The sequence below is a fragment of the Treponema sp. OMZ 855 genome, assembly GCF_024181145.1.
GTDB lineage: Bacteria > Spirochaetota > Spirochaetia > Treponematales > Treponemataceae > Treponema.
In genome coordinates, this window is record NZ_CP051194.1 from 1071683 (window position 1) to 1094137 (window position 22455).

Consider the following 22455-nt stretch of genomic DNA (forward strand, 5'->3'; position numbering starts at 1 on the left):
CGCATTTATAGTAGTGAACTGACTGTTATGTGAATATGGGAGAATAATTATGAATTACTATAATTGGAATGCAAAATGGGCAGGAAACTCTATTACAGAGTTAAAAGAGTATACAGGAGAAGAAATTTTAAAGTTATATTGCTACGGATTATCTGAAGAAAAATATCCTTTAAAAAAAGACAGAGACAGCATTTTAAAAAGCTGGATAGATTATTTTAACAATACAAAAACAAACATTAAAAAGCTTTTAGTAACAGGTATTGTAAATCAGAAGTTATTGGAAGCGATATGTAATCAAACGTCACTTGAAGAACTCGTTATATTTCAGGGCGATTTCTCGGACATACAGTGTATTACAAAATTAAAAAACTTAAAGGCTCTTTCAATATATGCTTCATCAAGAGTAAAAAGTTTGTATTCCATAGGCGAAATACAAAATTTAGAAGTGCTTATATTATCTAACTTCACCGGCATAACGGATTATTCGCCGTTGGGCAAATTAAAAAATCTTAAACAACTGGGAATTCATAGTTCTATGGGAAATATAATTAAAGTAGATTCTTTTGATTTTTTAAAAAGTTTGAAGAATATTAAAAATCTTCATACAACGGGATTTAGGCTATTGAATGGAGATTATTCGCCTGTTTTAGAACTTGAAAAATTAGAATTCCTATCTGTTAATATGCCTGCTTATGACTATAAAATATGGAATGATAGGTTTGCAGAAAAGTTTAAAGATATTCCACAAAATGACCATGTTCGTTAGTTTGTATTTATATAATTTTAAAACCGAGATGATAATGATTACTGAATGGATAGAAAGAATAAAGCGAAAACACAATTGTAAAGCACATTTTGGAAATGATAGTTTTCAAATGAAAGACTGTATCGTAGCTCCAGTCCACCTGATCACGGAGGAGATTTATGATAATCAAGAGTTTGATTTCTATGTTAAAACAAAATATGATATTTACCTGCTCCGTATTATAAATAATGAATCTAAGTGCGGTGTTATTTATCCGGCAAAAATGAATGGTATTATATATATTGTAAGCAATTTACCTATTAGTAAAAACAATATAACCGAATCTATTCAAAAAACATTAAATCGATTAGAGGAATATGGCTTTCCAAATTTAAAGAACTCAAAATACAAAATCGCATTTCAAATGGAGTAATAAATTGAGCACTTACACAATGAAAGAAAAAACTTTGGTTACTCTTAAAGATGAAATATCTTTTGAATATCCGTTTTCTGATGACATGCCTATGATTTACTTAGGCGAGATAGCTAATATGCCGGAACATGGAATTTTTATAGGCAAATCCGGAAAATGCTATTTTGGATATCATATTTCAAATTTTAGAGAATTAAGCGAAGAAGAAGTATAAAAATATTAAGACAGATTGATTGGAGGACTTAATGGAATTAATTGAATACATGCGGCTAAGAAATAAAATGACACAAAAAGAATGGGAAGACTCTTTTGAGAAAACGGAAAAAGAGATTATTGTTCTAAGACACGAAGGCGGCGGCGGAAGTTTGAGAAACGGTTTTTGGGACTGGGCTGCTTATTTCTTAGCTTATGTGGACTGTGAAACAGGTGAACTGCATAAAGAAGAAGGGCGTATAGTATTTCCTGTCACAGATAAAGAAAATTTGCCATATCAATTTGAAGACGAAACCATTTACAAATTAAAGGTGCGGGCAAAGCTTCCTGAGGAAGTTCCAAACGGTGTACTACCGACAAAAAAACATTTTTTAGTTGTGGAAGTTCTTGAAAAAAATGCGGCTTGTAAGGAATTGGAAGAAATACTTGCAGAGTATAGAAAACCTATAATTTTACAAGATGATATATTAGGTGAACTGATTTATGATAAGCCTCTTAAAAGTTTTCAAGGAAGTATTATTTGGCAGGATAGAAAAATAAATATTATATTAGATGTAGATAAGGATAATAAATCAGGAATAACAAAGGCAAAAAAAGCTCTGAAAACAATGGTGTCAGAACAGGAAAAATGGGACGTGGACCTGCGTAGTTTTGCTGCCCAAAAGCTTACAAAACTTGCCTACGAATGGGCAGAATCTGATAATGAAACTTCTGAAATTACAGAAGAAAGTTTTGCAAAAAGAATTAGTCTAAGTTTGATTTGGATGACATCGGGAGGTTCATTTTCTGCTTATTTTGATGATGACGACCTTTTCTTTGGGCATTGTATAACAGTATGCGGAAGCTTAAAGAAGGGGATTGTGTCGGCTGATATTGAGGGATAAAACATATACTGATATTTATGGTAATGAAAGGAAAAAATGGAAAAACAAGCTGTTATTAATCAATGGTTGCATGAGCAGGAAATAGCTCATATTAAAGGTTGGGATTTCTCACACATTAGAGGAAGATATAAAGAAGAGGATGATCTTCCATGGGATTTCGAAAACATTATAAAATCCTATTTAAATGATACAGATTATTTATTGGACATGGAAACAGGAGGCGGCGAATTTCTTTTGTCTTTTATGGCAAACGCTAAACATACTGCTGCGATTGAAGGATATGAACCAAACATCAAAATATGTGAGGACAGACTTCTTCCGTTAGGAATAGATTTTAAAGCATGTGACGGTGGAGATATTCTTCCTTTTGAAGATAACTACTTTGACATTATTACTAACAGACATGGTAAATATAATATAAAAGAGATTAAAAGAACTCTTAAAAGCGGAGGAGTATTTCTTACGCAGCAAGTCGGTGCAGAAAATGACAGGGAACTTGTAGAGCTTTTGATAGGTGATGTTGGAATTCCGTTTCCGGAAGCTTATTTAAATATTGCAAGACAGGAATTTGCTGATAACGGATTTGACATTGTGGAAGAAGATGAAGTCTACAGACCGATAGAATTTTATGATGTAGGTGCACTGGTTTGGTTTGCCAGAATTATTGATTGGGAATTTCCCAGTTTTGAAGTGGAGAAATATCAAAACAACCTTTTTAAAGCACAGGAAATTCTTGATAAAGAAGGTGTAATTAAGGGGAAAATTCATAGATATTATTTTGTGGCTAAAAAGAAATAATAAATTTTAGTTTGTTTTTGAGTAAAACAGTAAGCTATAGGAGATTAATATGAATCGGCATGATAATTTTGATTTCACTTTGGTCTGCACTGTAAAATTTTATAGAAGAAAGAGAAGCTTACCGCCTGATTTGAGTAATGGAAAATATTGTCCTCATTTTATGATAAAAACAGATACAAGATATTTGGGTATTTGTTTTATTGAAGGGCAGAAAGCGGACTTTGAGACTTTAGTAAAAAGCCATGTTGTACCATTGTATGAAGAGGTTGATTATTCCGGATTAGTCTGCGGAACTGATTTTTATATAATGGAAGGGCAAAATAAAGTTGGAGAAGGAACTATAGATGAAATTATTTAATGATACAAGTGTCAAATACTTTTGATACCCACATAGTACAATGGAAACTTAATAATTTGGGATTATAACTAAGGAGAAGAATAATGGCAAAGAAAAGAATTACCTTACCTAAAAATTTTGATGAACTGATTACAGCAGGAGATGTTGAAGCTCTTAAAGCCGTCTATGATAAATGTGAGCTTACCGCTCATAACGGTAGATACAGCCTCGATACGGCACTTCATTTTGGCGATGTTCCTGATGAACTTGTTATCTGGCTCGTAGAACAGGGCTTAGATGTAAATACACTCGATTATTATGGGCGTACACCATTATATAAACATGCCACTCTGGGCAGAGATACTGTAAAACTGCTGTATGAATTAGGAGGAGATATACAAAAACCTGATACATATGGGAATACACCTCTGCATACGGCAGCAGGATTTTTCCAACCTAAGATAGTAAGTTTTTTGATTGAAAAAGGTGCAGATGTTAATGCAAAAAATGATATGGGACGAACTCCGCTAGCCGAAGCCCTTGCTACTTGCAGAAATAGTAATATTGTACAGGCAGCGGAAATTGCAGAAATGCTGATAAAGGCAGGTGCTGAGGTAGTACCTGAAATGACGGAAAGAGTCGAAATAATCGGTAAGGATTTTGAATTTCACAGAGAAAACTTTAATAAAGATTATCTGGCTGAAACAGAAGCAGGGCTTGAGAAACTCTATACACTATTTGATGTAAAGCCTGCTCCAAAACGTAAAATACATGACGGCGTTTCTCCTATTATTGTAAAGACGGGTTCTTGGAGGGAACAATACGATGAACTTTGGGAGATGCTGATTCCTTCAAGCGGAGCTGCAAAAACAGTACAGGGAGAAGTCATCCGTATAACAGGCAGGGTGCAGGATGAGCTATATAGAAACGGCGGAGTAAACTGGGATAAAGATTATAGAAATATGCTTAATACCCTGCCAAATCATTTTGCTTCAGGCACACCGCTTTCTGAGGAAGAACTGGAAGAGACCAAAGAGCTTATTTCAAGCATACGTGCAAACGGTGGTGATGAAGACGCTATAACGGAGCGTTTGTGTGAACTTTCAGTTCTCTGGGTGCTTTCAAATCCGACACCTATTCCTTTAGGAAAAACAAATTATAACAGATGATTGAGAATATAAACTTATAAAAATAGTTCTTTGAGGCGGCAAAAATAATGAAGCGCCCTTCATATTGAGTTTTGGGGAGCATAATAGTATAATAATTACAATAAATGCTCCCCAATGGAGAAATAGATAATGCCAACAAACTATAATGAAATACAGGAATTCCTTAAGGTTCGCGCCGATCTTCATGCCAGATTAAGTTTATTGCCGTATGACGGTACACCTGAAATTAAAGAACGCGGCGATGGAAAATATTTATATGTTAGAAAGCGTGTAGCCGGTAAACAGACATCGACATATGTAGGAGTCTATACAGAGGAGTTATATAACCTGCTTCTCCGTAATGCAAAAGAAGTACGAAAAATAAGAAAAGAACTTAGATATGTAGAAACAAAACTTGCTATTGCCGGATATTCGGAAGATGAACTATCTTCCAATGTTATGGCAAATATTGCATTTGCAAGGGCTAATATAAAAATAAATATCTATGATCAAGCTGTCTTGGAGGGAATTGTAACATCTTTTCCACAAACAGAAGAAATTATAGAAAACGGAAGGGTTTCCGGCATGATAGCAACTGATGTGCAAAAGATTTTGAACTTGAAACATGCTTGGGAGTTTATTCTAGATAAAGATGTTATTGCAAGTAGATCAGACTATTATATGCTGAGTCATATTGCAAAACTTGTAAATGAAGGTTTTTTTGCAGAAGGGGGCCGCATTCGTGGTGTTCCGGTAACCATTGGAGGCTCATCTTATGTTCCGTCTTTACCGAATGAAGCAGATGTTAAAGATAGAATTCAAAAGATTACCGAGGAGAATGATGATGTGATTAATATTGCTATCAAATTATGTCTTTATTGTATGAAGACGCAGATATTTCTTGATGGTAATAAAAGAGCCTCTGTTATTTTTGCAAATCATTATTTGATTTCTCATGGCGGCGGTTTTATTGTAATTCCGGAAAAGGAAGTTCCTGAGTTTAAGAAGTTATTAGTAAAATATTACGAAGGAGAAGACATATCCAATATTACCGGTTTCATGAAAGAACGCTGCTGGAAAACAATTTAATTAATATGACAGGAGATAAAAAAAATTGCAAAATATATTTTGGCTATTCCCTATTATTTTTATACTTCATGAGATGGAAGAAATAATAGGATTTGGAATATGGTTAAATAAAAATATAGATATAGTCAGAAAATATAATAAACTTTATGTGCTATATCAAAATTTTAGCAATGAAGGTTTTTCGATAGCTGTTTTAGAAGAATATTTGCTCTGTATAATCATAACCGGTGTAAGCATTTTTTTCAGAATATATATCGTTTGGATTGGGGCATTTATTGCTTTTTCATTGCATTTGCTTGTTCATATAATCCAAAGTATTATTATTAAAAGATATATTCCGGCATTAGCATCAAGTATAATTCTTTTACCGATAAGTGTATTTCTACTAAATAAAGCAATTTATACTTTTGAATATACATTCTTTAGCATAGTAATTTCATCTGTATTATGTGTTATTACAATGTTACTTAATTTAATGTTTGTGCATAAAATAATGAAAAAGATAACTGAAATAAAAGGAGGTAAGAAAATGGTTCGTGATGATACCGCAAAAGGATGTTTTGCTATAGACGATTTTCTGAAAGCATTGGAAAAATAAAATGGATATGAATCAATACTTGCAAGAGACTACAATGCTGGATTTTTCAAATCCGGACATTCAAAAATTAATAGAAGTAAAACATTGGAAGGAACAAAATAAATTTGACTGCCTTAAAGCTATTTATAACTTTGTAAGAGATGATATCGCATTCGGGTATAATACAGATGATGGTATCAGCGCATCTAAAGTTCTTAAGGACGGATACGGTCAATGCAATACAAAAGGAACACTCTTCATGGCTTTGTTGCGTGCCTGCGAAATTCCTTGTCGAGTTCATGGTTTTACCATAGACAAACAATTACAGAAAGGAGTAATGGGCGGATTTGTTTATAAAAATGCGCCGAAGAATATATTTCACAGTTGGGTTGAAGTATATTTTGAGGATAAGTGGTATGAACTTGAAGCCTTTATACTGGATCAAAAGTATTTATCAAAACTGCAAAAACAATTTGCAAACTGCACCGGTTTTTTCTGCGGTTATGGTGTTGCGGTAAAAGATTTCCGGCATCCAATAATTGATTTTGACAGGAACAACACGTACATACAAAGCGAAGGAATTGTTCAAGATTTTGGAGTATGGAATTCTCCTGATGAATTGTTGAAACATCATCATCAGGAAGTGTCAGGAATAAAAGCCTTTGCTTACAAACATTTAGGAAGGTATTTGATGAACTGCAATGTAAAGAAAATAAGGAATACCTGAATTACGGGTTAGTAAAGATAGGAAAGAAACCTATGACAGATAACTATATTACGTTCAGACTCTATGTGCCGATCGGTATAATGACCCTCTTAATCGTTATGTTGTTTTTTCACAGGCACCATACGCTTAAATACTTATACATCCTCAACTTCTTCTGCTTGCTTGCGGCTGTATTCGTCTATCTTATTTTTAGAAAATATCCTGTAGGATATGAGTATCCTAATTTATACAGGGAATTTTATCACTGAAAAGCGGATAATATATAATTAAAGGAGATTATGAGAAATGGCAATAGACGGTGTAAAAATTATAGACAGTGACGATGGGTATGACATTTACAATACTATAGTAGAACGATATAAAGACGGTGAAAATATCGACACAATAATTGAAGATATTTTAAATGACGAGAATAATTTTTGTATAGATTCATTTTACACGGAGATTTACTGGACTGCATTCGCTTATTCTTTGTGGAAGGTCGGACATTTGTCTGAGAAGATAAAGAATAAGGCATTAACAATAATTGCAAAAGGTGCTGATGATTTCTGGCTTGAAATTGACGGCAAAGCTTTAAAGCAAAGACAGAAGGCTCTTGATAAACTGGCAGTACAGCTGCAAAGTGAAAATCAGAAACCGATTAAGGTACCGAAGGCAAAAATTAAACGAAATCCGTATTTTAACGTGGGAGAAGTGCTTGCAGTTAAATTTGAGAATGAGTACGGCGTCGTTTTTGTTTCAGATGTTGACCAGACACCAAGAAAAATAGAATATCATTTAGCTTGTACGCGCTTGCTGCAAAAAGATGAGCCGACTATGGATGATTTTTTGAATAGCGAAATTGCCTGCAAGAAACAAAATACGAAATATGCTCTGGATACGGATTGCTGGTTTAATCACAAAGATTTAGGACTTCTATTAGATAAACTTGAAAAGATAGGTGAAGTCGTTTTTGAAGATTATTCTTTAGGACTATTAGCGCCTGCGCATACATTGGAGAATATATACGAAGAAATTACCGCCGACAAGAAGATTTGGCAACTTCGCTTTATAGAAACCTATCATTTGATAAAAGAAATTAACATAATATAGTAGATACATACATGATGAGAAAATTTGAATTTGTGGCAGGAACACCAAAAAGCGAAATGATTATGGGATTATGCTTTCCGATAAGCGTTATGTTTCCTATATTACTAACCTACCTGCTGTTATTTTATTCTGGAATGATTACTTACAAAATTCATCCGCTATTTAAATTTTTAGTGTTTTTACCTGCATTTGTTATATCATATCTTATTATAAAAAAAATTCGTAAAAGTGTAGCAAAAAAATTTATTGTTTATATCGATAAGCTTAATATAAGAATTTTAGAAAATGAAAAAGAAATTATAGCCGGTAAAATCTCATTTTGTAAAATCAAATCGAATCATGATAAATTGCTAAAGGTTGATATAGGAATTGATAACCGGAAAATATCATTTATATCAAGACCGAAAGAATACAAAACAATTATAGGCGCTACATCCTTCAATCCTTTCGGGATAAGCGATATATCAGACATGGCTCAATTATTGACTTTGGAAAAGGTGGTACAAGATCTTATTGAAAAACAAGAGGAAAATTAGATTGACTGGCAGAAATGAATAGCGCATGTTTACATCTCCCTAATTCATCCATTTTTTCCATTATTTCAGTAAAATCGGAAATCATTAAATTAAAATCATAATTCAGTATTTTCTTTTTTTGTTTTTCTGCAATAGTTTTAAGTGCAATTAAAAAATACTCTGCCAGTTTTTCTTTTTGCTGACGATGTGTTAATCGGCTGAATTCTTTTTCAAAATGTATAACTACATTTATCTTGCCTGTATCTGCTCTAAATGACCCGTATTGAAATCGGGGACGCAAGTAATATCCGTTTTCGGAAATCTCTTCTTTTGTGTATAATTTCTGCAATTCTTTTGCGGCTTCTTGACTTGATAATTTGCGTCCCGATTCATCGATGATATAGTTTGTTTTGCAATGCGCATTATCATAATAGCTGAAAGCACATTTCAATAAAATACAATTTACGGCTTTGCCGTATTTTTCGGGACGCATCTTTTTATTTAATTCGTCCTGAAGTTTTTCTTTAATGCTTTCTATAACCGGTTTTGAATTTTCATAACAGTTTGATATTGTATGCACAATCCAAACAGGATTTTTAGGAATCCAATTACGTTGACTTTCAATTTTTATGTCTTCTATATTTTCAGTTACGGGGTAATCCCAATACATCGGTTGTTTTTTGTCTTTGCCGTCGGGAGAGGGGTAATAGGAAGTTCTACCCTGTTTCATCGTAAATCCCGTTTTTCTTTTTGACCATATTGCCTCGACAAACCGGAGCTCTCCAAATCTGTTGCAAAAAAAGGTACGGGGATTACCGTTAAAAAACACACCTCTTGACGCTTCCACAGGTTCATGGTTTCCCCAGCCGATTACGGCAAGACATTCACAAAGCCGCACCGCCTTGTTCCACTCCGAGACGCTTTTATAATCCGCATATTTTAAAAACTCGGCAAAAAGTTTTTCACGTATGTTTTCAATAGAGTTTTGAGAATATAAAAAATCTTCCAGCTCCGATAAGTCGTTAATTGCATAAATTTTGTTCATATTTGCCATCCTTGTCTTTCGGATAGTCCATACCGACAGGCAAATAAGGGGTTCCTAAAAACTTGGAACTTTTTATATCCGTTGTTTCACTGTCGTTTAGGGCTGTCGCAAGAATTTCGACAGAACTCTGCCTGTATTTTTGTAAAGCGGTTTCGTATTCTTTCAGAAAATCGGGAATTTGTTTCATGATTATATTCCTTATATTTAATCCTTACTTAGAAATCTGACAGCCGATTTGCGAGCCTTTTCTATTTTTACTGCATCTTCATTTTCAACAGCGATAGACGATATCCATTTTTTGCCGAATAAACTCTGTGCCGACTCTATCATTACGCCGCATGCAAAAAGGTCTTTTTCCGCAGCGATTGCCTATCTAAAAACATCTTTTACATCCGGGAGTATTGTTTGACTATGCAGTCTATTACATGATAATTGCCATAGCCCAGAAGCTGACCATGCACGGCAAAGACTATCTTCGTCGTGAAGCATTCTGTCATTAAAAATACCAATCTCTTGCGCTGTCCCAACCCACCCGACAGCTATCAGCACTTTTCGCCTCAGAACACAGTCCTTCGTATTTAAATACGAAACAAGTATCGGTACAAGACAATTGCATGCAGCCGTATAAAAATCGCGATGTTTCGACCTTACAAGAATTTCGGCAATGAGATAGGCAGTGAACACCCGTATTTTTTCGGTTGAAGCTTTGTTTATAGCTGCAAAAAGAAAATCAATTCCCGCTAAATCGTGTTTATCGAAACTGTTACCCAAATACAACGGATCATCTCGCTCCCAGTCTTCGCAAATCAATTCGTAATGATAAGCGAGCTGATTACTGCCGCCTAAATCGGCTATAAAACCGATACATTCGCTAAGAGGAAAACCGGCTCTTTGTAATTCGGTATACTTTTTTTGTAAATCTTCTTTTGTAAGATTTTGACGGCGTAACCGTTCCGCTTCGAGTTCTTGTAAAATCTTTTCCGTTGAATTCGACATTACTTTATTCCCTTTTTAAAACCATGAAGAAAGTATTTTTGTTCTTCCATAAGTTGTAGGAAGCCGATGCCAAGGAACATCTTCCATTTTTAAATTATGAATATAAGAATTGTTTTGCATACAATATCACTCCCTGTGTATTTATGGTAAATTGGTTTTACAGCTTATATTTTTCAATCAGCTCCATCAGCACAGACACGGTATTAATTTCTTCTAAAAGTAAATCGTCAAACTCTTCTTCAAGTTCATCTTGTCTGTCGCAAATCCATGATAAAAATTCTTTTGATTTTTCATAGTTTTGATGAATAAAATAATATTCACCTAAAATACATTTTGCAGATGTAACACTGGCAAGATCATCATCGAGTTCGATTACCTTATTTAAAGTCTCCAAGGCTTCATCATATAATTTTTTATTTAGTTGCAGTATGCCCTTTTTTAGATATAATTCTCCGTTCATATTTTATCCACTTATATTTATTCTATCATCTTTCAACCGTTTTTGTAAGTGTTGTAATTATATCGTCCAGTGTTTCAGATATGGAATTAAAGCCGGCTTTTTTTGCAGCCTTAGGAGTTTTTTTCAATGAAAATGATACGGCTTCTTTTAAAGCTTCTACATCTTTTAGTGAAATAAGATTTTCCTTCGCCACAGCATTCCCAAAAGAGTCTGTAATAATTTTATCATCATTCAAAAGTGAATAACAATTGCGAATCATTATGCCGATATGAGAAAGTGTTATATAATCCCGTTTTTTCTGCATAAGCTCTATGATTACAGGCAAAACTTCGGAAGTTTTCTTTAAATACCAAAGCAGGCTTGCTGCAGCTTGCCGTACAGAGGCATCTTGATGCCCTAAAAATAATCCTCCGAGCTCACGAGCCTTTATTTTGAATTCTGTGTTTCCTTTTTTTGCGATAAAGTTTTGAGAATCTTTTACCAAATAAGCTAAATCAATATAACGTTCACAATATGTTTTAATCAAAAATAAATATTCCCATAACAGTTTCGAATCTTTTTCGGATTTTACTATTTTAAAAAGTTTTGTGTAATTTTTAGTTTCAGAAAACCAATCTCTTATCGGATAGGTATTTTTCGTACCCGTTTCCAAACAAGAAGCTTGTCTTAAAAACTTTATCCCTTTTCTTCTCATACTAATATCGCTGCTTTGCGCTTGCAGCAATGCTTCATCTAATGCTTCTTTTGAATACTTTGCCATATTCTTAACTAATCCCTCTTAAACTTTTAAGAACAATTTCTTTAAACAGCTCGCCATCAAAATTATATCCGGCTGCTTTAAGCTTTTTTTCAATAATTCCGCCTAACTGTATCAACGAGTTTTCCATGAATAGAATAAACTTTCTATCCACTGGAAGAACAGGTTCTAACGACCAATAGTTTTTATCGATACAAAACTCTGTCGTATATTCTGTCTTTGCACGGAAATATCGGGTTGCAGTAATACCCATTTTATCGCAATAAGAAGAAACATCTCCGCTGATATATACGTTGATTTTTATTCTATCTAGCCCTTCAAAAAATATTTTTTTAAAATGCTCTTTCAAGGAGTTTCTCATTTTTATTATCAATGAATGAACAATTTTCCCACCATCAACCTCAACCGTAATTTCACCGCCGATTACCGTACTCAAAATAACTTCCATATTGCTGTCTCCTCATATTTTATTCTATCATCTTTTAGCAATTTTGTAAGTGTACTATTCTTTTATATTGTTACCTTCCTTGCAAGATTATCAAAAACGCTGTCAAAAAAATAAAGAGAAAAAATAACAATAATGGGAATGATGATAAGTTCAATGTAGTATAGTTTAGCCGAAATTGTATTTTGTTGAAAAATTTTTATTTTTCTTGTAAGCTGACTAATAGCTAAAAATAAATTCGTTATTATAAACGATACTAAAAATCTATAACTCTCGATAACAATATCAAAAGAAAATGTAAGAGTTCCGGTAAAAACTCCTGTCTTTGGGAAATAGTACCCGATGATATACACCGCAATATTTAGCATGATGTAGTTCAAAAAAGTTTTAAGATATTTATTTTTAATTTTCGGAAATAAATCGGGAAGTCCGCCCCAAAGAGGAGCTGAATCATTATATCTTCTTTGTTTTATCAGTGTGAAAAATCTTGTGATTAACACTACATCGGCTGTAAAAATTAAAAAAGTAAAAATTACTATTACTGTTGTAGTTACAATTTTATTCATATTAATTTCTAAAGATATGCGGAAAATTTACTGTGAACACTTCCTGTTCTTTGGGAGAAAGATTCTCGAAGTCTTTATTCATGCGGAGGGTTTAATACCCCGACGCTTGCGTCGTAATAAAGGGTATTAAAGCCGACTGCAACCACCTTATAGAACACACAGTGCGAAACGTTGAGCACTGTGCCCCGACGCTTGCGTCGGGGTTGTTGATTTATCCTTGCAAATATCTTTTTTGCAAGTTCATTTTTAGAATCCTCGGCTAAGTGAGTAATCGTTAAAATAATTGTGCCTTCCAAATAATTCGGAAACATCTTTTAATCCTAAAAATCCCGTGTTGTATCAAAAATTTCCAAGAGTTTTTCTTTATTGATAGATAGAGAAGGCGGTATTAAATCTAAAAGTTCTGTAAGAGCACAATAGATATCCTCTCTTTCTACTGTTTCAATAAAATATTTGCGTTTGTCCATCTTATTAAAGGCTTCAGTGTATGCCCTCACCAAAGCTTCGGCAGTCCGAGCAGCTTCGATCGGCGAGCTTTGTTCCAATTTGAGAATTTCGGCTCTTGTTTTTTTATATACATCTGCTGCTTTCTTGGCATTCGCTGCAGAAATATTTTCTTGTCCGTCCCATGAGCGGAACGGATTGTCAAGGTTCTGCGCCAACCATTCCGGCTTTCGCGGCTTTTGTATCCAAAGATCAAGCCCTTCTTCTTTTCTCTTTTTATAAAGCTGTTTAGCTTTTTTGGCTGCATTTTCCGGCAGGCTGCTCATCCAAAACCAATGTAAGTTAGGTAAACATTCCGGCTCCGGAATGTCTTCGGCAGAAAAACCGAATAAATCAACCGTGGTAAAGCCCTCCAATTTTGTAAATCGGAATAGCATAGAAAGGTTAGAAAGAATACCGGGTTTTCCCCATAGCCGCAATTCCTTCAGCATCGGGTATGCTTCTAGAATCTCGGCCATATCAAGTTCTGTAATCTCTGAGCAATGCAGTTTGCCCAAGTCTTTTAGACCCTGTATTTTAGGCACTATTTCAGTTGCTGTTAAAAGTAATAAAGCTCCGTTTTCAACAGCATGTATTTTACAGTTATTTGTTACTTCACCTAACAGAATAAGTTCTTCCAATTCGTTATTCAGATACAGTTCTTCCACGCCGTTCATATCAATAGAAAGTTTGTGCAAATGCGCATTGGAAAAATCCAATATTTTTTGCTGATGATTTTCAAGTACCAGCTCATCTAAAAACGGACATGATTGTAAATATTCATATAAACCGATATGCCATTTTTTACATGCCAAATAGGATAAGCATGGAAAGGCTTTTAATTCCAGCACATTTTCAAAAGGAACATCATCATGTATGCGATGTCTGGAAATCGCCATTTCTTTTCCGGCAAATATAATTTTTTCCTTACTGCTCTCCGCTTTTTTAAAAGCATCTCTTTGCTCTTTAGGAATCTCCTGCCATTTAAGTTGACGATATACTTCATATCCGTTTCCCCAAGACATTGCATAGGTATTTGTGCTTTCATCGGTTAATGGCTGCATATTACCGATTAACATATGGTTCGCAGGTACCATGACATCAACATTACAAAGATGCAGACCACGTTTCCAGTACATAAAGTCCTGATAAAGCGGCTTTAGTAAAGGTAACTCTTCCTCCTTGACAGGCTGTTCACCCGACCAATCTAACCAGAGCAGCACTGCTTTCGGTTTTTTCTCACCTTCCTCTATCTTGGTTATTTGGCACGCAGTATATTTTTTTAAATATGAATTATACACACAGTATACATCGCCGGTTTTCGCTCGCATAATTATGCCTCTTCTTCTTATATATTATTACATTTCAAAATTTTAATTTTGCGACAAACCATATTCGCTCAATCCTATTTCTTTTAAGTTTACATCCTTGCCATAACCGTCGTATAGGACATTTTTTTAGTGCTTCTATTAATTTTATAATATTTATCCATTTTTTAATTATATCACGGTTTCCGTTCTTTGATAAGTTTATCCAAATATAATTTATCTACGCTAATCCATTCAATGTTTTCTTTTCCGTTTTTATAATTGCGATATTCGAATATCATTTCATCTCTTTTTTGAAATAATGCATTCACAGCCCAATTTTTTTCTAAAGCCCCTGTTTTGCAATCAATAATCAGTTCATCAATTAATTCAAGTGCGGATAAATCAAATGCATAGCATCTTCCTTCAGTAGTACAAACTATTCCGAAACTATCATTGATTTTCTGTACATTGGATAATGAATCTTCTTTAAACAAAGCATATGTATTTTCAGCAATCGGCGTAAAATCGGAGGAGGAAATTTTAAAAAAGTTTGAGCTATAAAAATCTGCAAGCAAAGCATACTTATCGAAGCTAAACATATAAGATAAATTCTCCGGAAACTTATATATTATTTTCAGCTCATTTTGAGTTAATTCTATGCAATAATCTTGAGAGCCGTCCTGTCCTGCTGCAAAAGATACTACTATGCGATTTTCTTTATTTAAACTTGTAAAAGCTATATCTGAATCGCTCAATTCATCTTCCATTTTTATAGAAGCAATTTTGTTTGCAGCTTTATCGAATACCATTATGCGTACACAATTTTCGTCTAGCCGTTTTGCGGCCCAAATAATCTTATTTGTATGAGGCGACTGATAGATAATGTCAGCTTCGCAGCTTATTATTTTTTTAATCTCGGCACTTGTTTTCCTGTTAATGCCCTCTAAACAACCTTTGCTTTTAGTATAAAATTTAGCATAAATCATAGTTTGTTGCTTTCTCTCTAATCCTCATCTGTTTTGTAAGTGCCGATGAAGACAAATTTCTCGGGATTATTCTTAATGTAATCTATCAGTTTATCGTCAATGTCTTCGTTTTCATAGAAGAATTGTAACATTTCTAACCGCTAACTTTCCCAATCGATGGATATGATTTTTGCATCTTCACCGAATTTTACGCAGAGTATTTCATCGCTTTCATCAGGTGCAATCATAAAATCCATTGTGATGTGCGGCTTTTCACTGTCAATCCATAAGCCTACATTCGTTATCTTCATTTTACTTACAAACTCGGTAATATCACTTGGCAAATCTTCCAGTCCGCATTCTTCAATATGAAAGTCAATATAGTAGCTGTCATCTTTTAAATATGTTATCAGCGATTTTCTTGCTTCTTTTATTTTTTCATCTATTTCTTCAAGAAAGCGTGCATAAAGGTCGAGTATGCCGGTAGACGGTTCTACATTTTTGCCGAGCCAAAGCCACGTGTCTATCCCCTGAATCTCTTTTTCCCAAATTACTTCTACATCATCTGTTGTCGCAAGATTCAACTGATCGAAATATTGATGCTCGATTTTTTTCATAACTTAATCTCCGATAAAAACTTTTTGCAGTAAATATCAATTTGCAAAAAAAGTTTTTTCCGTGCTTTTGCAACGAAGTTAAAAAGCACATATAATAATGCGACGTTTGTCGAAAGACAAACTCGGCAGATAAACAGTGAGGCTGAATTCCTGCCGAACTGTTTATCATGACTCCGATAAAAACTTTTTGTAAGTATATCAAAAAATGAAACTTTTGTCTGTGGACACATGTACTGATAAATACTATATTATTTAATCTTTATGTGGAGGTTTATATGATACCGACAAAAGAATGGATTGAAAAATATGAAAAAGTGAAGGAGCTGCTTGTATCTCCTGTGCATTACGGTAACTTGTTTTCTCAAAATGAAGTACAGGGGAAAAAGTTATTTATATTGCCGATGGGAACCGTGCATTTTCCGACGGGAAATGTTCTGGTGCGTGATCCGCTCGTCTACCTTAACAGAAACGCGGAACCGTATCTGCAAAAAGTACCTACAGGAATTTTTCCATTAGAAACTTTGGTTGTTGAAATAGAAGAAGACCATTACCGATATGTTGCAACACGGGTAAAATTTTCCAATGAAAAGGCTGCCGTATATCGTGAAGCCTTGATAGGCAATGAAGATTTGGACAATGTCGATGGAGAAAGTTTTTTCGGGTTTAATGTCGATGCAGGGCTTGCAACAGTTGTCGATGTAAAAACACGGGATGCCTATTGCAATTTTGAAAGTCGTTGGGCAAACGAAAATCCCGACAAAAATATATACGACGATTATTTTGCAAAAGAGTTCAAAAAGAGTTATGTAGCAAATCCGCGCTTTCAACGCGACGGCGGGGACTGGATTAACTATCCTTTAGAAGGAACGGACTTGACCGTTCCCATGATACAAAGCGGTTTCGGTGATGGAAAATATCCGGTATATTTCGGCTACGATAAAAACGATGCCATTTGTGAACTTGTCATCGAATATATTTTCGCCGGATAAAAATGATAATGCAGTAAAAAGGACTACGTATCCATCGAAATATCGAACCAATCGGATTCTTCGGAAATAAGCCACTCAAGTCCGCGCCGCCGTTCCATCAAAACATCGGGATTTAAGTCCTTGATTTCCGTTTCGGGGCGGAGCCGTTTTTCTTCCGTTGCCCAGTGGTAACGGTAGTGCAGATCGAGCATATCCAGTATTTCTTCTATTCCGCGTAACTTACATTGTGCTTTAAACGCAGCTTTCCCATCGGTGTCGCCGACCAGTTTTATCGCTCTCTCCACATCACAGATGTCATTCGGATACGAAATATCCTCGACCAAGCCCAAAGCCCACACAAGCGACCAATAAGCTTCATAAGTCCAACAGACATCGATGACATCCTGTTCGCTGTATGTTCCGTCAAAAAGTCGTTTTTCTTTTTCCAAAAGGCAGTCCGATACTTCGTAGTTTTCAAGCAAACGTAAAAACAGTTCCCTCGATTCTTCATCCCCTTGCTCATTATGAATGTCTTCAGCCAATTGAATCGACAAAAGACATGCGATGGCTCTGTCGCAGATTTCTTCAAGGCTTTTAAGCTTCGCCTCTTTTGATGATTCCACCAAGGGCAGTTCTTCCATACAGGCAATGCCCATTTCCTTTATTTTTGCATTCGATTTTTCACGCCGATCTTCAGGTTTTATGTACATAATAATGCTCCTGTTTCTTGTTTACGCTGCCATTATATCAAAAACCGAAATTATTGATAACTGCTAGGAAAACACCTTAAACATGGTATACTGTTAGCTTAGCACATTTGACTTGGTAAATAGACCGAAATATGATGCAGTTTTATTCAAATGAATTTTATCACTGAAAAGCGGATAATGTATACGGAATAAAGCGTTAAAAAAGGATTTGTAAATGATGAGAAGAATAACATTTCAATGCAATAAATATTCAACCGGTGTATTGTATATTATGGTGTTATTCGGAGTAATAGTTGGACTTTTGACTTTTTATGCATTTCTTGTGTTCTCCGGTATTGAGAAAGGACCGGAACATGGACCGGTATATTTCAGAGAACATCCCATGCATGCTGTTTATATGATATTCGGTTTAATTCCTATTACTATGTCGCTGCCGGCATGGATTGCTGCAAAATGTTGGAGCAGCAAGGAGGAAGAAGCACAGCTTGAACTATATGAAGATCATGCCGTTTTATATTGGAAAAATAAAGAATTCCTCATCAAAAGGGGAGCGGTAAATATTAAGATTCCCAAACCACAACCTTATTGGTATAAAACTTACGTATTAAAAATACCGAGACACAGAGTTGTTTTGGTTGGCTCTATAAAGGAAACAAAAGAAAAGAGAAGAGGGCGACCTTCTTTGGATGTTGCAATGCAGGAACTCTCAGCTTACAAAAAGTAAAAAGCCGTATACAGCCTTATATAATCGGTCGATAAGGGATAATCCGCCCTGGAGTAGGATTACGATGAACGGATTATTGGGGTAACTAACGTTCTTTTTGGCAAACAAAAAAAATTTCTTGACAATATTTTCTTTATCGGTTTATAATCGCCATATCACTACGGCATGGTACTTTCTAACAAAAAATCGATAATATTTTTGTGGATAATGCCGTCCCTGCTGAAATCAAAACGATCTAATGATAGCACGTATTTGGGGAAATTATCTTCAATTGTTTTATATACTCCGAATTCCCGTTCTCGTGTTTGTTCATCGCTTAACATATAGGCAACTTGATAATAAGAGAGCTGATTATTCTTTTGTGCGATAAAATCGATTTCTCTGTCTTTTAATTTTCCGATTTTTACTTCGTATCCTCTTGAGGCAAGTTCTACAAATACAATGTTTTCCAGTATTCTTTCAATATCTTTTGTATTGGAAAATCCCTGTGCTTGCCGGAAGCCGTGATCGGTTACATAATATTTTTCGTCTACTTTCAGGATCTTTTTACCTGCCATATCATAGCGGGGTACTTTTTTAATGATAAATGCGTTTCGGCAATATTCCAAATAATTTAAAACGGTATCGATTGAAACAGTCCTTTTCTCATTTTTAAAATAGTTTTTGATGCTGTTCGCCGAAAAAGTATGCCCGATATTTTCGAGCACATACGATAAGATACGATTAAAAATATCGACATCTCGAATGTTATTGTACTGTAATACGTCTTTGACCAATACGGTGTTATACACATCGCTTAAATATTTAAAACACGGAGTTTCCTCCAAATTAAAATACCGTAAAAAAGGCATTCCGCCAATCTGCACATATGTATCGAATAGCGCTTCATTTGAAAGCTGCGTATCTTTAAACGCTTGTGTGAATTCGTCGAAGGTAAACGGATAAATTTCAAATGCCGTATATCGCCCCGAAAGCAGGGTAGCAAGGTCTCCCGAAATAAGCGTTGAATTTGAACCGGTTATATAAATATCACAGTTTTTATCCACGCTGAGGCTGTTGATAACCTTTTCCCAGCCTGTCACCATTTGTATTTCGTCAAAGAAAAAATAGATTTTGGTATGTATGTTTTGTATGCGCGGCTGTAAATAGGCATGCAAAGCCTTTGCAGTCGTTATATCAAAAAAATCTGCCGATTCAAAATTGAGATAGAGTTTGTTTTCAGCGGGTATGTTTTTTAGAATTTCGTCTTTTATCATCATTAAAAGCGTTGATTTTCCGACTCTTCTCATACCGGTTAATACTTTAATAACCGGCTTGTCTACAAATTGCGCAATCTGTTGTATGTATTTCGGTCTGATAATCTGATTCATGAAATTACCCCTATTAACTTCGATTATAATCGAAACATTCGCTGTAATCAATATGTATTTCGATTATAGTCGAAATAATATATACAATCTATTGAAGGTATCGCTAAAGACCTCTTAAAAAGGATCAAGAAAAAAGATAAAATAAGGTATGAACGGCAGAATATCGGCTTTACCGGATAAAACAAAAATACGATATGGTAAATTTTTGACGGTACTCTTTTTTACCTATGCCGCGCTTTTTTTATTTCCGTTGAAAATTGTGCCGAAAAATGTGCCCTATTCGTATGCGCTTTATGATAAAACGGGTGTCCTGCTCGGTGCATCGGTTGCTTCGGACGGCCAGTGGCGTTTTTCGCCCGGCGAGGTTCCCGATAAATTTGCTCAAGCGGTTATCGTTTTTGAGGATAAACGTTTTTATTATCATCTCGGTGTTGATCCGATTGCTGTAGTGCGTGCGGTTGTGTCCAATATACGGGCGGGACGGATTGTTTCGGGAGCTTCGACGCTTACGATGCAAACTATGCGGCTGCTTGCAGGGAATAAGCCGCGTACATTCGGGCAAAAATGTAAAGAATCGTTACTTGCAGTTATGGCGGAAATCCGGTTGGGCAAGGCGAAAATCTTGTCGCTGTATGCCGCTCATACGCCGTTCGGGGGAAATGTCATCGGCATTGAGGCTGCTTCTTGGCGGTATTTTAACCGTTCGCCGGCTTCGCTGACGTGGGCGGAGGCGGCAACACTTGCCGTACTGCCGAATCAACCTTCGCTGGTGCATCCGGGAGCAAACAGAGCTGTTTTGCTCAAAAAGCGTAATACATTGCTGCAAGAGCTTTATGCGAGAGGGCGTATCGATGCACAAACGCTGGAGCTTTCGCTTGCGGAACCGCTGCCGGCAAAGCCGTACCCGCTGCCTTCAGGCGCCCCTCATTATTTGGAATTGTTAAAGAAAACGAACCAGTCAGCGGCGCGGTTTTACACTGATTTGGATTCCGGTCTGCAAAAAAATCTCTACCGGATTCTGGAACGGCATTCGCGTGAACTTTCCAGAAAAGGGATCGATAATGCTGCAGCGCTGATTATCGAAACCGCTACCGGAAAAGTGCTCGCATACTGCGGCAACACGGGGCTTGACGGCCGGAATGGAACTACATCGGCAGTAGATATTGTGCAGGCGCGGAGAAGTTCCGGCAGCTTGTTAAAGCCGTTCCTTTATGCGGCGATGCTGGACAGCGGCCGGTTATTGCCGGATCAACTCGTCATTGATATTCCGACCCGTATCGGCAGCTATAAACCCGATAACAATGTGCCGCTCTACCGCGGGGCAGTTCCTGCTTCCGAAGCGCTTTCACGCTCGTTAAATATCCCCGCCGTTAGAATGCTTCGTGAATATGGGATCAGTCATTTTCTCGACTATCTGAAGCGGTGCGGTTTTACCACCTTTACGCGGTCGGCCGACGAATACGGCCTGCCGCTCATCCTCGGCGGCGGTGAGATTACGCTCTACGAAGCGGTATATGCCTATGCACAGCTTATGAACGCTGCATGCGGCCGGAGCGGGTACTCCGGTGAACACGTCTTTCCCGTATCAGCTGGCGCTGCATGGTTGACGCTCAAGGCATTGGCCGAGGGGGTGCGTCCCGATGATGAATCGCTCTGGCGCGTTTTTGCCGGTTCCAAAAGAATCGCATGGAAAACCGGTACCAGCAACGGAAACCGCGACGGCTGGGCAATCGGAACCACAGAAGCATATACGGTCGGTGTGTGGTTCGGCAATGCGGAAGGACAGGGGAGGCAAGACCTCCAAAGTATCCGCACGGCAGCGCCGGTGTTGTTTGAAATTTTTGCTTCCCTTCCCGCAGCCCATTGGCCTGCGGCACCATCCGAGAATGTAAAGGAAGAAACTTTCTGTGCCGATTCCGGATATATGGCGGGACGGTACTGCAGCCGTATCGTAAAGGGTTTTCGTCCCGCTCAAGCGCCGCAGGGTACGCTTTGCCCGTATTGCACCGCCGTATCGTTTACCCCAGACGGAAGATTTCAGGCTGATATGTCGGACATGACGGGGGTATACGAAGGCCGGTTTCCGCTCATTCAAAACCGCTTTGTATTGCCGCCGGCAGTAGAGTATTATTATACCCGGTTTGCAGCGACGTATAAAAAACTGCCGCCCTTCGTTGCGGGGCACCAAGGCGCTCATCCTTCGCAGTTGGCAATTTTATTTCCCGAGCAAGGGGCGCGTATCGTTATTCCGATAGAAATCGACGGCAGTGCGGGCGCCATGATTATGCAGGCTGCTGCGCGTGATATCGGCACGGTTATCTATTGGGATATCGATGGCGTATATCTTGGCAGCACGCAGGGAACGCACACAATGACCGTTCGGCCTAAGATCGGTACCCATGTTCTTACCGTAACCGATTCGCTCGGCGCCCGCCGTGTCCGCACCTTCGAAATCCTCGACGCGGGATAAGTTCATCACCC

General features: G+C 36.7%; 28 protein-coding genes. 16 read left to right on the forward strand and 12 right to left on the reverse strand.

What is annotated here, in order from left to right:
- The first annotated feature begins 49 nt into the window (after positions 1 to 49).
- The 13 genes from E4N65_RS04880 (at position 50) to E4N65_RS04935 (ending at position 8579) form a co-directional block, all read left to right on the forward strand.
- Positions 50 to 766 carry a leucine-rich repeat domain-containing protein gene (locus E4N65_RS04880; RefSeq protein ID WP_253674318.1) on the forward strand — a complete coding sequence of 239 codons (717 nt, stop codon included), beginning with the start codon at positions 50 to 52 and terminating at the stop codon, positions 764 to 766.
- Positions 767 to 794: 28 nt separating this feature from the next.
- Entirely contained in the window at positions 795 to 1178 is a 384-nt protein-coding gene (locus E4N65_RS04885; RefSeq protein ID WP_371921825.1) for a hypothetical protein, read from the forward strand.
- Positions 1179 to 1197: 19 nt separating this feature from the next.
- Positions 1198 to 1392, forward strand: a complete 195-nt coding sequence (locus E4N65_RS04890; protein WP_253674320.1) for a hypothetical protein — start codon at positions 1198 to 1200, stop codon at positions 1390 to 1392.
- Positions 1393 to 1423: 31 nt separating this feature from the next.
- On the forward strand, positions 1424 to 2275 hold the full coding sequence (locus E4N65_RS04895; RefSeq protein WP_253674322.1) for a DUF2262 domain-containing protein: 852 nt from the start codon (positions 1424 to 1426) through the stop codon (positions 2273 to 2275).
- A gap of 36 nt (positions 2276 to 2311) precedes the next feature.
- The gene (locus tag E4N65_RS04900; protein WP_253674326.1) at positions 2312 to 3073 is read left to right on the forward strand and encodes a class I SAM-dependent methyltransferase; all 762 of its coding nucleotides are present in this window, start codon (positions 2312 to 2314) and stop codon (positions 3071 to 3073) included.
- A 49-nt stretch (positions 3074 to 3122) separates the two neighbouring features.
- Positions 3123 to 3431, forward strand: a complete 309-nt coding sequence (locus E4N65_RS04905; RefSeq protein WP_253674327.1) for a hypothetical protein — start codon at positions 3123 to 3125, stop codon at positions 3429 to 3431.
- A gap of 83 nt (positions 3432 to 3514) precedes the next feature.
- Positions 3515 to 4579, forward strand: a complete 1065-nt coding sequence (locus E4N65_RS04910; protein WP_253674333.1) for an ankyrin repeat domain-containing protein — start codon at positions 3515 to 3517, stop codon at positions 4577 to 4579.
- 129 nt (positions 4580 to 4708) lie between these two features.
- Complete coding sequence (locus E4N65_RS04915) at positions 4709 to 5647, forward strand: Fic family protein (RefSeq protein WP_253674334.1); 939 nt, start codon at positions 4709 to 4711, stop codon at positions 5645 to 5647.
- 25 nt (positions 5648 to 5672) lie between these two features.
- The gene (locus tag E4N65_RS04920; protein WP_253674335.1) at positions 5673 to 6245 is read left to right on the forward strand and encodes an HXXEE domain-containing protein; all 573 of its coding nucleotides are present in this window, start codon (positions 5673 to 5675) and stop codon (positions 6243 to 6245) included.
- A gap of 1 nt (position 6246) precedes the next feature.
- A complete protein-coding gene (locus E4N65_RS04925; protein ID WP_253674338.1) occupies positions 6247 to 6951 on the forward strand; it encodes a transglutaminase-like domain-containing protein in 705 nt (234 codons plus the stop codon).
- Between the two features lie 32 nt (positions 6952 to 6983).
- On the forward strand, positions 6984 to 7199 hold the full coding sequence (locus tag E4N65_RS12235) for a hypothetical protein (protein WP_371921826.1): 216 nt from the start codon (positions 6984 to 6986) through the stop codon (positions 7197 to 7199).
- A gap of 37 nt (positions 7200 to 7236) precedes the next feature.
- Positions 7237 to 8043: a hypothetical protein gene (locus E4N65_RS04930; RefSeq protein WP_253674339.1), complete on the forward strand. Its 807-nt coding sequence runs from the start codon at positions 7237 to 7239 to the stop codon at positions 8041 to 8043.
- An 11-nt stretch (positions 8044 to 8054) separates the two neighbouring features.
- The gene (locus tag E4N65_RS04935) at positions 8055 to 8579 is read left to right on the forward strand and encodes a hypothetical protein (RefSeq protein ID WP_253674340.1); all 525 of its coding nucleotides are present in this window, start codon (positions 8055 to 8057) and stop codon (positions 8577 to 8579) included.
- Here E4N65_RS04935 and E4N65_RS04940 read toward each other — a convergent pair.
- From E4N65_RS04940 to E4N65_RS04985, 10 genes are all read right to left on the reverse strand, one after another.
- On the reverse strand, positions 8554 to 9603 hold the full coding sequence (locus E4N65_RS04940) for a hypothetical protein (protein WP_253674342.1): 1050 nt from the start codon (positions 9601 to 9603) through the stop codon (positions 8554 to 8556). The genes E4N65_RS04935 and E4N65_RS04940 overlap by 26 nt on opposite strands.
- Positions 9581 to 9790, reverse strand: coding sequence for a YwqG family protein (locus tag E4N65_RS04945; protein ID WP_253674344.1), 210 nt, complete (start codon positions 9788 to 9790; stop codon positions 9581 to 9583). Before E4N65_RS04945 ends, E4N65_RS04940 begins: the two co-directional genes overlap by 23 nt.
- Positions 9791 to 9972: 182 nt before the next feature.
- Positions 9973 to 10599: a HEAT repeat domain-containing protein gene (locus E4N65_RS04950; RefSeq protein WP_253674346.1), complete on the reverse strand. Its 627-nt coding sequence runs from the start codon at positions 10597 to 10599 to the stop codon at positions 9973 to 9975.
- Positions 10600 to 10756: 157 nt separating this feature from the next.
- On the reverse strand, positions 10757 to 11059 hold the full coding sequence (locus E4N65_RS04955) for a tetratricopeptide repeat protein (RefSeq protein ID WP_253674347.1): 303 nt from the start codon (positions 11057 to 11059) through the stop codon (positions 10757 to 10759).
- 25 nt (positions 11060 to 11084) lie between these two features.
- A complete protein-coding gene (locus tag E4N65_RS04960) occupies positions 11085 to 11819 on the reverse strand; it encodes a hypothetical protein (protein WP_044016647.1) in 735 nt (244 codons plus the stop codon).
- Positions 11820 to 11823: 4 nt separating this feature from the next.
- The gene (locus E4N65_RS04965) at positions 11824 to 12264 is read right to left on the reverse strand and encodes an Imm12 family immunity protein (RefSeq protein WP_002687024.1); all 441 of its coding nucleotides are present in this window, start codon (positions 12262 to 12264) and stop codon (positions 11824 to 11826) included.
- 62 nt (positions 12265 to 12326) lie between these two features.
- The gene (locus E4N65_RS04970; RefSeq protein WP_044016639.1) at positions 12327 to 12827 is read right to left on the reverse strand and encodes a hypothetical protein; all 501 of its coding nucleotides are present in this window, start codon (positions 12825 to 12827) and stop codon (positions 12327 to 12329) included.
- Between the two features lie 320 nt (positions 12828 to 13147).
- Entirely contained in the window at positions 13148 to 14641 is a 1494-nt protein-coding gene (locus E4N65_RS04975; RefSeq protein ID WP_044016635.1) for a gliding motility protein, read from the reverse strand.
- Positions 14642 to 14814: 173 nt separating this feature from the next.
- Positions 14815 to 15606, reverse strand: coding sequence for a hypothetical protein (locus tag E4N65_RS04980; RefSeq protein ID WP_044016633.1), 792 nt, complete (start codon positions 15604 to 15606; stop codon positions 14815 to 14817).
- A 140-nt stretch (positions 15607 to 15746) separates the two neighbouring features.
- The gene (locus E4N65_RS04985) at positions 15747 to 16202 is read right to left on the reverse strand and encodes a DUF2004 domain-containing protein (protein ID WP_044016631.1); all 456 of its coding nucleotides are present in this window, start codon (positions 16200 to 16202) and stop codon (positions 15747 to 15749) included.
- Positions 16203 to 16477: 275 nt separating this feature from the next.
- On the opposite strand from E4N65_RS04985, the gene E4N65_RS04990 reads away from it, so the two are divergent.
- The gene (locus tag E4N65_RS04990) at positions 16478 to 17191 is read left to right on the forward strand and encodes a DUF4241 domain-containing protein (RefSeq protein WP_253674348.1); all 714 of its coding nucleotides are present in this window, start codon (positions 16478 to 16480) and stop codon (positions 17189 to 17191) included.
- Between the two features lie 23 nt (positions 17192 to 17214).
- Here E4N65_RS04990 and E4N65_RS04995 read toward each other — a convergent pair whose 3' ends face one another.
- Positions 17215 to 17880, reverse strand: a complete 666-nt coding sequence (locus E4N65_RS04995) for a DUF4272 domain-containing protein (RefSeq protein ID WP_044016624.1) — start codon at positions 17878 to 17880, stop codon at positions 17215 to 17217.
- A 217-nt stretch (positions 17881 to 18097) separates the two neighbouring features.
- Here E4N65_RS04995 and E4N65_RS05000 point away from each other — a divergent pair, with 217 nt between their 5' ends.
- The gene (locus E4N65_RS05000) at positions 18098 to 18604 is read left to right on the forward strand and encodes a hypothetical protein (protein WP_044017396.1); all 507 of its coding nucleotides are present in this window, start codon (positions 18098 to 18100) and stop codon (positions 18602 to 18604) included.
- Between the two features lie 158 nt (positions 18605 to 18762).
- Here the strand turns inward: E4N65_RS05000 and E4N65_RS05005 are convergent, their stop codons facing one another.
- Positions 18763 to 19974, reverse strand: a complete 1212-nt coding sequence (locus E4N65_RS05005) for an ATP-binding protein (RefSeq protein WP_253674349.1) — start codon at positions 19972 to 19974, stop codon at positions 18763 to 18765.
- A gap of 148 nt (positions 19975 to 20122) precedes the next feature.
- Here E4N65_RS05005 and pbpC point away from each other — a divergent pair, with 148 nt between their 5' ends.
- A complete protein-coding gene (pbpC, locus tag E4N65_RS05010; RefSeq protein WP_253674350.1) occupies positions 20123 to 22444 on the forward strand; it encodes a penicillin-binding protein 1C in 2322 nt (773 codons plus the stop codon).
- Positions 22445 to 22455 lie beyond the last annotated feature (11 nt).